This window comes from Micromonospora sp. WMMD558 (assembly GCF_049315255.1).
GTDB lineage: Bacteria > Actinomycetota > Actinomycetes > Mycobacteriales > Micromonosporaceae > Micromonospora.
This window is the reverse complement of record NZ_CP186061.1, coordinates 3,707,930-3,719,823: the sequence shown is the minus strand read 5'-3', so window position 1 is coordinate 3,719,823 and position 11,894 is coordinate 3,707,930. Positions and strand designations below refer to the sequence as shown.

Genomic DNA, 11,894 nt, shown 5'->3' with positions numbered 1-11,894 from the left:
GCGGCACCGTCATACCCCATCGCGTCGTCACCCGTCGATGATGTCGGCTCCCGACGTCGAGGAGCAAGATCCGGTGCGCGGTCTTCCGCGCGCGCTACCCTCCGTTGCGTGACCTTCTCGCTCGTCGCCCGCTCCGACGACGGCCGGCTGCACGGCGTCGTCGTGGCCAGCAGGTTCCTCGCCGCGGGCGCCCTGGTCCCGGCCGCCGAGGCCGAGGTCGGGGCCCTCGCCACCCAGGCCCACGTGAACCTCGCCTACCGGCCGCAGGGCCTGGCGCTGCTGCGTACCGGTGTGGCCGCCACGGACGTGGTCGCCGGCCTGGTCGCCGCCGATCCGGAGCGCGAGCACCGGCAGCTCGGCGTGGTCGGCGCGAGCGGGGCCGGCGCCTCCTGGACCGGCCCGGCGTGCCATCCCTGGGCGGGTGGCCAGGCCGGGGACGGGTGGGCCGCGCAGGGCAACATCCTCGCCGGCCCCCACGTGATCGACGCGGTGCGCGACGGCTGGCTCGGCGGGTCGACCCTGGCGTTCCCGGACCGCCTGGTCGCCGCCCTGCGCGCCGGTGACCAGGCCGGCGGCGACCGGCGGGGCCGGCAGAGCGCCGGGCTGCTGGTGGTGGAGCGCGGCGGTGGGTACGGCGGCACCGGCGACGTCCTGGTGGACCTGCGGGTGGACGACCATCCCGACCCGGTGGCCGAGCTGGGCCGGCTGCTCGCCGTGCACACGCTGCTGTTCAGCCGGCCCGACCCGGCGACCCTGCTCGACCTCACCGGCGCGGTCGCCGCCGAGGTCGCCGCCCTGCTCACCGCTCTCGGGCACCCCGCCGACCCGGCCGCTCCCGAGGAGGCGCTGTTCTCCTGGGCGGGCCTGGAGAACCTGGAGGAGCGGCTGGTGCCGGGCCGCATCGACCCGGTCGTGCTGGACCAGCTCCGCAAGGCGGTCCCGCACGTCCCGGCGCCGCGACCCGCCGGCGAGGCCCTGCCCGCCGCCTGACGCGGGGCACCACCGACCCGACGGCGGCACGGGCCGCCGCCGGCGCGGCGGTCAGGGCGCGAAGGAGAGCCAGCGGAAGCCGGCGGCGTCGACGACGGCCCGCTCCGCGCCGGTCAGGGGTGTCCGGCCGGTGGCCTTGCGGATCAGCGTGAGCCGGTCCCATCCCAGGGCGTCCGGCGCCGGCCGGCCGCCGGTGAGGAGGTCGGCGACGACCGCGGCCGCGGTCGGGGTCAGCCACGGCGGCCGGTCGAGCGCCGCCGCCAGGTCCAGGCCGTGCACCCCGACCTCCACCACCCGGGTACGCAGGAACTCGACCACGGTCATCGCGTCGCCGTGCCGGGTGCGAACCAGCCGGCCGGCCGGCTCGGCGTCGACGGCCTCGAGGGTCGCCCGCCACACCCGGTCCACGTCGTCGGCGAGGTCCGCGGCGGTGAGGTCCCGGCCCTCGCGGCGGCCGGCGTCGATGCGCGCGGCGTCGACGGGCGGGGTGAACTTCGGCGCGCCGAAGTAGCCGGCGGCGTCCACCTCCGCCCGGGGCGGTGCCGGGGCGGCGAGCATGTCGGTCAGCCGCCCGAGCCCGGTGCGGACGTGCGCGAGCAGGTCCCGGACGGCCCACGGCCGGCAGTCGGTGGGCCGGTCGAGGTCGTCCTCGGTGATGGCGCGGAGCACGTCGACGAGTCGGCCGCACTCGTCCCGGAACGCCTCGCGTACCGCCGGCACGGTCACCCCTTGATCCGTGGGACGAGGCGGTGCACGCTGACCAGCACCAGCGCCATGACGATGCCCATGGTGCCGGCGATCCCGGCGGCGCTACCCGCGTACCCGACGAAGAGCGGGCGGCGGCTCAGCTCGTCCGCGGCGACCCGGGGCAGGTCGGTCAGCCAGGTCAGGGCCAGGGCGCAGGCCACCACCGCCAGTGCGCCGCCGATGCCGAGCACGCCGGCGGCGACCCGGTGCGCGTCGGCGGACTCGACCTGCGCCTGCTCCCGCTGGGTGATCAGCAGCAGCAGCCCGCCCAGCGCCGCCCAGACGCCCACCACGAGGTACGCGGCCACGGCGTCGCTGGGCCGGTGCCAGCCGGCGGAGAGGGTGGCGACTCCGGCGGCCGCGGCGTACGCCGCCCCGATGAACGCGCCGGCGGCCCGCATCGTACGGGGCAGGACGAGCACCAGGGCCACCGCGACCGATGCGGCGACCGTCGTGTGCCCGCTCGGCAGGCTGTTGCCGGCGTAGATTCGCTCCGGGTCGACGCCGAAGTCCGGCCGGGCGAGCCCGTACTTGAGCGCCTGGGTGGTGGCGTTCGCGCCGACGATGAGCAGCGTGGCGGTGACCGCGAGGGCGATCCGCCCCCGGATCAGCGCGATGAAGCCGATCACGGCCGTGGCGGCCAGCAGCGACACGACCGACATGGCGTTGAGGATCCGGTCGACCGGTCCGTCGATGCGGTCATGGCCGATCCGGTTGCCGGTCAGCGCGACCGTGTCGAGCCACTGGCCCAGCTCGGTGTGCACGGCCACGCGCCAGACGGCGAGGAAGGCGGCCGCCTGCACCAGCACGAGCACGACCAACCAGACCGCCGTCCAGCCCCTCGCCGTCGTCCGCACCCCGACAACCTACCGACACGTCACAGCCGCCGCCCGGGTGGCCCGCCACCGCTCCGCGACTAGGTTGGGACGTGTCCCGCGGGTGCCGGTCAACCGGCGCCGGGCCCGGTGACCGGCGCCTGGACGCCGCTTCGACCGGCACTCGTGGCGCGGACGGTAGGAGGTGAACGGTGACCAGCACACCGGAGCAGGGCACGACCCCGGCGGGGCCGCCGGAGTCGCTCGCCGACCTGCTCGGGGGGCGCCGCGGGGCGGTCGACGCCACGTTGCCGCCGGTGGCGTTCGCGGCGGGCTGGCTGCTCGGCGGGGAGTCGCTGCCGCTCGGTGTGGGCGCCGCGCTGGTGACCGGGGCGGCGGTGGCCGTCTGGCGGTGGCGCCGCGGGCAGCGGCCCCGGTCGGTGCTGGTCGGTCTGCTCGCCGTCTGCGTCGCCGCGCTGGTCGCGTTGCGGACCGGCCGCGCCGAGGACTTCTTCCTGGTGCAGCTGGTGGCCAACGCGGCGAGCGCGCTCGCCTGGATGGTCAGCATCGTGATCCGCTGGCCGCTGCTCGGGGTGCTCGTCGGCGTCGCCCTCCGCCAGCGTGGCCGGTGGCGGCGGGATCCGGCGCTGCTGCGGGCGTACCGGCGGGGTAGCTGGGTGTGGGCCGCCACGTACCTGCTGCGGGTGGCGGTGTTCCTGCCGCTGTGGCTCGGCGGGCAGGTCGTCGCGCTGACCGTCGCCCGGGTGGCGCTCACCTGGCCGCTGGTGGCGACCGCGCTCGCGGTGAGCTGGGTGGTGGTCCGCCGGTCGCTGCCCGCCGGCCATCCCGGTTTGCGTCACCCGTTGGACCCGGCGACGCTCGCGACGCCGGCGACGACCGCCCACGAGCGATGACGGCCGCAAAATGAGGGAGAGGCCGCCACGGGGGGAGCGGCCTCTCCGGTGACGTACGTTACTCCGTCGCGGTCCCGTCCGTGATCCCCGACGGGCCCCTTTTTCGGGCTTTTTCGCGCCCTGTGCACAACCGGGTGATGGGGTGGGCCGGCCGATCCGCTGCGTCGGCCGGACGGCCGGCCCACCCCGGCCTGACCGTGGGGAGTCAGGCCGTCCACCGGCGGGCGTCACGATCCCCCACGCCCGGCCGGCGTTCCCGGGCGGGCGTACTCGACGCCCGCCCGGAGGTGTGCGGTCAGCCGTCGGGGAACAACTTTCCGTAGTCGGCGTACGCCATCGCGACGTCCGCCTGGGCCCAGAACCGGTGGTACCGGAACTCCGGCTCGGCCCCGCCGTTCAGGTACGCCTGCACCTTCGGCCAGGCCGGGTCGTTCTTGTAGAACGACCGGATGTCGACGAAGCTCTTGCCCGGCGCGACCACGTCGCCGTTGGGCATCTCGCCGGTCCAGCCCTGCGGGACGTAGAGCCCCTGGCCGGTGCTGGCGTCGTAGACGTCGTCGAAGCGCCGGTAGTCGCCACGCTTCTCCACCGTCGACACGCCCTGGGTGTCACTGGCGGCGTGCAGCGCGTCCAGCAGGCCCTTGGCCGTGTTCTTCGCGGCCACGTTGCCCGACTTCGCCGCGTACGCGATGAGGGTCCGGGCGTACGCGGCGGCGACGCCGACGTCCTGACCCTTCACCGTGACCTCGACGTGCAGGTTGGTGTTGGGCTGCGGGTTGGTCGGGTTCCAGGTGGTGGGCTGGCCGGTCCAGCGCATGTCCGACGGGATCGACCAGTTGGTGCCGACCGTGGTGTTGGCGATGGCCCACGGCACCCACCTGTCGAGCAGCGCCTTGGCCTTCGCGTTGCCGGTGACCAGGTACAGCTCGGCGATCCGCTGCATCGACCAGGCCTGCATGCCGAACCACTGGTTGGACGGCGGGTCGTTGTAGACCGGGTCGACGTCGTAGTACATGCCGTAGAAGGTCGACGTGCCGGCCGGCGGCTGGCCGTAGTGGCCGCCCCAGCTGTTGGTCGCGCCGCCGGCGATGCCGCCCTCGGCGGACTGGAGCCAGGTGTAGAACTCCAGCTGCCGCTCGAAGCTCTTCTCCCAGTCGGCGACCGCGGTCGGCGACTTCGGCTTCAGCTCGTTCACGTTGGTCAGCGCCCACGCGGCGAACGGGTTCTGGTAGCCGAAGTGGTTGTGGCTGGAGCCGATCCGCCAGGACCAGTTCTGGTTCGGCTCGTACGCGCCGCCCCAGGCGTAGTACCAGGAGAGCAGGTAGTGCGCCGAGTCCTTGCCGCTGCCGGCGGGGCAGGCGGTGGGGCCGACGCAGTTGCCGATCTTCTTGAAGTACTTGTCGAACATGGCGTACCGCAGGTAGTCGCCCATCTTCGCGGCCTTGGCGACGGTGGCCGCCACGTCGGCCGCCTTGCCCTGCTCCTTGGCCCAGGTCAGGGCCCAGTACGCGGCCTGCACGGCCCGGGCGTCGGCGTCCGGCGCGTTGGTGTACTTCCACTGCTTCGCCGGGGCGTTGGACTCCTTGATGAACAGGTCGAGGTAGCCGTACTGGCCACCGTGGGCGAAGGTGTCGCAGGACGGCTGCGGCACCGTCTCCCACACCGACTCCTGGGTGCCGCGCTGGAAGGTGTTGATGTACGCCGGCCGGGTGGTGCCGTCGCCGCAGCGACCGAAGCCGTAGACGTTGTCGACGTCGAGCAGCCAGTGCATGCCGTAGATGTCGCCGGTGCCGTACGTGGACTGCAGCTCGGAGCGCAGCGGGTCCTGGCCCACCGACACGTTGGGCTCCAGCTGCGACGGGTACTGGCTGGGCAGGTCGTGCTCGGCGGCGTACTGCGGGGTGCCGGCCGCTCCCGCGGTGGGCTGGTCGGCGTGCGACGGGATGATGTACTTCTCCATCACCGTCCAGGCGTTGTTGAACGGCGCCCAGTTCTGCGTGACCCGGCCGTAGTAGGCCTCCAGCCACAGCCAGAAGCTGAACGCCTCCGAGGTGGTCTCGTGCCCGTGGTCGGGCGCCTCGACGATCAGCGTCTCGATGGAGTGGTACGGCACCCCCTCGGGGCTGAAGTACCCCGAGTTCTTGAGCTTGCCGTACTGGGCGAGGAAGCGCTCGACGTACTCGCCGTCGCCGCCACCCGGCACGTCGTTGTCGATCTCGGTGGCGGTGATCGCCAGCGGCGCGTACCCGCTTGCGGACGCGGTGATGGTGGCGGTGCCGCCGACGGTGTCGCTGTCCTCGGCGGCCGCGACGGTGACGGTCACGCCGGTGCTCCAGTTGCTGGGCGTGAGCGTCACCGACGTCGGCGCGACGGTGACGTCGGCGTCCCCGGTGCGGGCGAGGGACACCGGGACGTTCGCCGCGGGCGCCCTGGTCAGTTTCAGGTTCACCGTGGAGGTCCCGCCCTCGGTGACGCTCACCGCGGACGGCGTGGCGAGGAGCTGCGGGCCGGAGGCCGGCGTGACGGTGAACGCCTGCTCCGCGACGGCGGAGAGGTTCGCGTTGTCGTACGCCTTGGCCTGCACCGTGTAGTCACCGGCCGGCAGGTCCTCCAGGGTGTAACCGTAGGGGGCCGTCGTGTCGGTGTTGACCAGCAGGCCGTTGCGGTAGAACTCGACCTTGCCGATCGTCCCGTCCGGGTCGCTGGCGGTGGCGGTCAGCGGCACGTCGGCGGGTGCCTCGAAGGGCCCGGCCGGCACGCTCAGCGCGACCGTGGGCGGCTGCTGCTGCGCCCCGCCGCAGGTGACCCCGTTGACCGAGAAGGACGTCGGCTTCGCGTTGGTGCCGCTGTACGAGGCGTTGAAGCCGATGTTCGTCGAGGCGCCGGTGCCGAGGTTGCCGTTCCACGACTCGTTCGTGGCGGTGACCTGGTTGCCGGTCTGGCTCCACCTCGCCGACCAGCCCTGCGTGATGCGCTGGTCGCCGGGGAAGGCGAACCGCAGCGTCCACCCGTTGACGGGATCGCCGAGGTTCCTGATGGTGATGTTCGCGGTGAAGCCGGTGCTCCAGTCGTTGGTCGCGTAGACCACGTCGCAGGCCGGAGCGGCCTGCGCGACGCCGGCGGGCAGGGTGACCCCGCCGACGGCCAGCGCGGTGACGGCGACCATCGCCAACCGGCGACGTCGTGCCAGATGTCTCATGTGCGCGGTGTCTCCTCGGACCGGGCCGGGACGGGTCGGGGTCCCGGCGGGGCGCCTGGCCGGTGTCGTACCGGTGGGCGAGGCGCCCGGGATGAGGGTCTCCCCGGCGGGGCCGGGGCCGGCGGGAGCGACGGTGACCTGCCGTCCCACCTCGGGTGCCGCGCCGGACGCACCGGCTGCCCTCGGCGACCCGCGCTCACGTGACGCTGGCTCGGGCGTCAGTGTGCCATGCATGGAAGCGCTCCCACAAGCACGTGGGCGCGTTGCAGCAGATCGATGTTTCGATCTCGTTTTGGGGCTTTCACAAAGCGGTGACGGGCGTTACAGTCGCACCATCGCCGATGGGAGCGCTTCCATCGACGAAGTTCCACCAGGAAGATCACCCGGACCCGGTCCTGCCGGTGCCGGGAAGGCCCCGATGGCCGACGGCGGGCCAGCCCGGACGCCGCCGCCGGCCATCATCCCACCACTGTGGAGGGAGGTGGATCCTCAAGCCACTCGCGTGGCCCGGCTCCCGCGCGACACGCACGACTGGACGCCCATCCCGAACGTGCGTGTGCAGCACCGGTGGGGACGGGGGTTGCCCTCCCCCGTCCCCACACTAAACCCCCGTTCACGGTGGGAGAAAGAGGCGAACGGCCGACCCCGCCGCGCCCGTGACATTCCCGTCGCCCCGGACTCCCGGCCGGGAGAGCCGGAGGCTCACCCCGCGCTGTTGTGGGAGCGCTCCCGGTGGCACGTCCAGAGGAGACTCCCATGTCGATACTCACCCGGCGCCGGCTGCTCCGCCGCGCCGCGCTCTCGGCCACCGCGACGGCGGCCACCAACGCCGGACTCGCCGCCGCGACGGCGGCGGGCGGCGTACTGGCCGGCTGCGACGGGCCGCACGACCCGGAGGGCGCGGCGACGCCGGCCGCGGGCCTGCGCTTCCCACCCGGCTTCGGCTGGGGTGCGGCCACCTCCGCGTACCAGATCGAGGGGGCGGCGAAGGAGGACGGCCGCGGAGAGTCGATCTGGGACACGTTCAGCCGGACCCCGGGCCGGACCCGCAACGGCGACACCGGCGACGTCGCCGCCGACCACTACCACCGGTACGCCGAGGACCTCGACCTGATGCGCGAGCTGGGCCTGCGCAGCTACCGGTTCTCCATCTCCTGGCCCCGCGTCCAGGCGGACGGCACCGGCGCACCCAACCAGCGCGGGCTCGACTTCTACCGGCGGCTGGTGGACGGGCTCCACGAGCGGGGCATCGCGCCGATGGCCACCCTGTTCCACTGGGACCTCCCGCAGGCGCTGCAGGACGCCGGCGGCTGGGAGTCCCGGGAGGTCGCGTACCGGTTCGCGGACTACGCCGACATCGTCTTCGGCGCCCTCGGCGACCGGGTGCCGGTCTGGCTCACCATCAACGAGCCGAAGACCGTCGTGCAGAACGGCTACCTCTCCGGCCACCACGCCCCCGGGCACCGGGACCCGCAGGCCGCGTACCTGGTGGCCCACCACCTCCAGCTCGCGCACGGCCTCGCCGTCCGGGCGCTGCGCGACGGCGGCGGCACCGGACGGATCGGGCCGGCGTTCAACCTGCACCCCTGCTACCCGGCCGACGACTCACCCGGCGCGGCCGAGGCCACCCGGCTACACGACGGCTACGAGAACCGGCTGTACCTCGACTCCGCCCTCACCGGCCGCTACCCCGACGACGTGCTGGCCGACCTCGGGCCGGACAGCCGGATGGTCCGCGGCATCCGCGACGGCGACCTCGGCGTCATCTCGGCCCCGGTCGACCTGGTGGCGGTGCAGTACTACACGCCGATCTACGTCACCGCCGACGGCACCACCGTCCGGCGGTGGCCGACCTCGGAGGCCGACTGGCAGCAGATCCACCCCGACGGGATGTACGACATCCTCACCCGGGTCACCCGCGACTACGGCCCGGTGCCGCTGACCGTCACCGAGAACGGCCTGCCCACGCCCGACACGCTCGCCGCCGACGGCACGGTCGACGACGCCGGACGGATCCGGTTCCTCCGCGACCACCTGGCCGCCGCCCACCGCGCCCTCGCCGCCGGCGTACCGCTGGAGGGCTTCCACGTCTGGTCCCTGCTGGACAACTTCGAGTGGGCCGAGGGGTACGACCAGCGATGGGGGCTGGTCTACGTGGACTACCCGACCCAGCGGCGGGTGCCCAAGCGCAGCGCGCACTGGTACCGCGAGGTGATCGCCGCCGGCGGGCTGTGACCGGCGGGCCCGCCCGAAGCCGGCCCGCCGGCGGTCCCGGGCGGGGACCGGTCAGCGCGGCAGGGCCTGCTGGAGCTCCGCGCGCAGGGCGGGGGTCAGCATCTCCCCCGCCTGCTTGGCCAGCCGCGCCATCTCGTAGCCGACCACGCCGATGTCGGCGTCGGCGCCGGCCAGGGTGGCCAGGATCGAGCCGTCGCGGACCTGCATCACCAGGAAGTAGCCGCGACCCATCTCGACCACCGTCTGCTTGACCACGTCCCCGTCGAACATCTGCGCCGCGCCGGCGGTGATGCTCATCAGGCCGGAGGTGACGGCGGCGAGCTTGTCGGCGTGGTCGCGGGGCAGGTGATCGGAGATGGCCACCAGCAGCCCGTCGGAGGAGACCACGACCGCGTGCGCCACCCCCGGCACCCGCTCCGCGAACGCGCTGACCAGCCAGCTCAGGTCACGGGCCTCCTGGCTCAACGTCGTCACTGCTGTCCCCCTTCGGTGCTCCCGCGCTCCATCGGCACGGGCAGTTCGGTGGTGTCCTCGGTCTCGGCCCGGCGGACCCCGCTGTACAGGCGGGACAGCATGCCGCCGACCGCCTCCGGATCCGGGTCGTGGCGTCGCGCCGGTTCCTCCGGCCGCGCCGACTGGGTGACGGCGGCGAGCTGCGCCATCGGCACCCGGACGGGCAGACCGCGGTCGTTGGTGCCGCCGGTGACCGGCGCGGACGGCGGGGTGACGGGCGCCTCGGCGCCCCGGGTGGGGCCCTGGCGCGTCCACCAGCCGCCGTCGGACGGGGCGGACGCGTCAGCCGCCGGGGCGAGCACGTCCTCGGCCCGTACCGGCACCTCACGCGCCTGGCGCGGCACGACGGCCTCCGGGCGCCGGCCGGCCACCGGCAGCTCCACCGGCCCCCGCCGGCCCCGGGCCGGCCCGGCCGACGGCAGCCCGGCCGGCTCCGGCTCGTCGGCGGGTGCCGGGGCCAGCAGCCCCCGGGGCAGCCGGACGCGGGCCACCAGGCCGCTCTCCCCGGCGTGCAGCCGCACCTCGACGCCGAGGCGGGCGGCCAGGTGGCTGACCACGAACAGACCCATCCGCTCCACGGTGGCGACGTCGGCGGCGGGCGGCGTGGCGAGAACGCCGTTCGCCTCCGCCAACGCCGTCGGGCTCATGCCGAGACCGTGGTCGACGATCTCGATGAGCGCTCCGCGGGCCTCCCGGACGGCGACGACCTCGACCGTCGTGTCCGGACGCGAGAAGGCGGTGGCGTTCTCCAGCAGCTCGGCCAGCAGGTGGACGAGTTCGCCGATGGCGTGGCCGACGACGTGCAGGTCGGCCACCTCGTGGTGGCGCACCCGCTGGTACTGCTCGATCTCCGCGCTGGCGGCGAGGAGCACCGAGCCGAGACCGACCGGCCGGTTCCACCGGCGGGTCGACTCGGTGCCCGCCAGCACCAGCAGGCTCTCGTCGTTACGCCGCATGCGGGCGGCGAGGTGGTCCAGCTTGAACAGGTTCTCCAGCTGGTCCGGGTCGTCCTCCTCACGTTCCAGGTCGTCCAGGAGCTCCAGCTGGCGCTCGACCAGGACCTGGCTGCGGCGGGCGAGGTTGACGAACATGGCGTTGACGTTGCGCCGCATCGTGGCCTGCTCGACGGCCACGCCGACGGCGCTGCGGTGCACCGCGACGAACGCCTCGGCCAGCTCGCCCATCTCGTCGAGCGACCGGATCACCGCCGGCGCCACGTCGATGGGCGGGACTCCGCCGGTGACCGTCCGCAACCGGTCCAGGGCCTCCGGCAGCTCGATCTGGGCGATCCGCAGGGCCTGGCTGCGCAGCAGGCGCATCGACCTGGCGATGGACCGGCCGACCAGCAGCGAGATGAGCACCGCCACCAGCAGCACCGCGACGACCACGCTGACGACCAGCAGGGTGGTCCGCAGCTGCGCCCCGCTCACCTCGTCGGCCTGCCGGACCGCGTCCTCCAGTACCGACGCCTCGATCTGCCGGAGCAGCTCCTGGCGCTGCTCGCTGGCCGCCCACCACTGGGTCGCCGGCAGCACCACCGGTGCGGCGCCGTCGCGCGGCAGGCTCTGCTCCTCCAGCCGGGTCGCCGCCACGAACGCCGGGTCCACGGAGGTCTCGTCGTACCGGCGGACCTGGTCGGTGGTGGCCGCGACCCGGTACGCGCCCAACGCGGTCAGCTGCTGCGCGCGCAGGTCGGTCAGGAGGACGCGGTCCTCCAGCCCGTAGCCGCCGGCGCGGGCCGCCTCGTAGAGCTGGGCCCGGATCCGCGAGGTCAACTCCTTGACGCGGGCGAGCTGGACGTACCGCAGGACCGCGTCGCCCAGCGTGGGGCGGTCCTCGCCGGGGCTCGGCTCCGCCAGCAGGTTCAGCAGCGCGTCGACCACCCGGTTGTACGCGCCGAGGATCGTGTCGCTGCCGAGGACACCCTGCGGCACCGCCGCCCGGATGGCGACGACCTGCTCGTACGCCTCCCGCACCTCCGAGTACGCGACCCGCCAGCCGGCGTCCGCGGAGGCCAGCGGGTCGGCGGCCCGGGCGAGTTCGCCCATCGCCCGGTCGCTCACCTCCTGCAGCGGTGCGAGCGCGAGCACGGCGGCGTTCGGGTCGGCCGCGTCGCCCGCCCGCCGCAGCGCGCCCAACTCGCCGGCGGCCCGGTCGCGCTCCTGCTGGAGCTCGTGCACGGCGGCGGTGATCTCCCGGCCGATGCCGACCTGCTCGGCGAAGTCACCCAGCGCCGTGGTGCGCCCGACCAGGCTCTGCGTCTGCACGGCGGCCAGCACCAGGAACGCCAGCGAGGGGATCACGAGCACGGTGGCGAGCTTGGTGCGCATGCGCCAGTCGTGCGGGCGCAGCGCGGACCGCCGCCGATGGGGCACGACCCGGACGTCGAACCGACGCCGGCGGTGGCTCGGCACCGCGCTCTGCGCCGGCTCCGGACCTGCCCCCACACGCGCCTCCCACTCTTCCGCTCCTCCGACCCGA

8 protein-coding genes are annotated in these 11,894 nt (G+C 74.2%); 3 read left to right on the top strand and 5 right to left on the bottom strand.

Annotation, left to right across the window (positions count from 1 at the left end; translation table 11 throughout):
- Positions 1 to 108: 108 nt before the first annotated feature.
- Positions 109 to 990 carry a DUF1028 domain-containing protein gene (locus ACN26Y_RS17930; protein ID WP_155331367.1) on the top strand — a complete coding sequence of 294 codons (882 nt, stop codon included), beginning with the start codon at positions 109 to 111 and terminating at the stop codon, positions 988 to 990.
- A gap of 51 nt (positions 991 to 1,041) precedes the next feature.
- On the opposite strand, the gene ACN26Y_RS17925 is transcribed toward ACN26Y_RS17930, so the two are convergent.
- Entirely contained in the window at positions 1,042 to 1,716 is a 675-nt protein-coding gene (locus ACN26Y_RS17925; protein WP_422733067.1) for a maleylpyruvate isomerase N-terminal domain-containing protein, read from the bottom strand.
- Positions 1,713 to 2,594: a phosphatase PAP2 family protein gene (locus ACN26Y_RS17920; protein ID WP_422733066.1), complete on the bottom strand. Its 882-nt coding sequence runs from the start codon at positions 2,592 to 2,594 to the stop codon at positions 1,713 to 1,715. The genes ACN26Y_RS17925 and ACN26Y_RS17920 overlap by 4 nt, the downstream gene beginning before the upstream one ends.
- Positions 2,595 to 2,764: 170 nt before the next feature.
- On the opposite strand from ACN26Y_RS17920, the gene ACN26Y_RS17915 reads away from it, so the two are divergent.
- On the top strand, positions 2,765 to 3,466 hold the full coding sequence (locus tag ACN26Y_RS17915) for a DUF3159 domain-containing protein (protein ID WP_155331364.1): 702 nt from the start codon (positions 2,765 to 2,767) through the stop codon (positions 3,464 to 3,466).
- A 295-nt stretch (positions 3,467 to 3,761) separates the two neighbouring features.
- On the opposite strand, the gene ACN26Y_RS17910 is transcribed toward ACN26Y_RS17915, so the two are convergent.
- Complete coding sequence (locus tag ACN26Y_RS17910) at positions 3,762 to 6,656, bottom strand: glycoside hydrolase family 48 protein (RefSeq protein WP_422734951.1); 2,895 nt, start codon at positions 6,654 to 6,656, stop codon at positions 3,762 to 3,764.
- 765 nt (positions 6,657 to 7,421) lie between these two features.
- Here ACN26Y_RS17910 and ACN26Y_RS17905 point away from each other — a divergent pair.
- A complete protein-coding gene (locus ACN26Y_RS17905) occupies positions 7,422 to 8,900 on the top strand; it encodes a GH1 family beta-glucosidase (RefSeq protein WP_422733065.1) in 1,479 nt (492 codons plus the stop codon).
- Positions 8,901 to 8,951: 51 nt separating this feature from the next.
- Here ACN26Y_RS17905 and ACN26Y_RS17900 read toward each other — a convergent pair whose 3' ends face one another.
- Positions 8,952 to 9,365 (bottom strand): roadblock/LC7 domain-containing protein, encoded by a 414-nt coding sequence (locus tag ACN26Y_RS17900; RefSeq protein ID WP_230689074.1) that lies wholly within the window; start codon positions 9,363 to 9,365, stop codon positions 8,952 to 8,954.
- 5 nt (positions 9,366 to 9,370) lie between these two features.
- A complete protein-coding gene (locus tag ACN26Y_RS17895; protein WP_422733064.1) occupies positions 9,371 to 11,860 on the bottom strand; it encodes a nitrate- and nitrite sensing domain-containing protein in 2,490 nt (829 codons plus the stop codon).
- Positions 11,861 to 11,894: the final 34 nt, after the last annotated feature.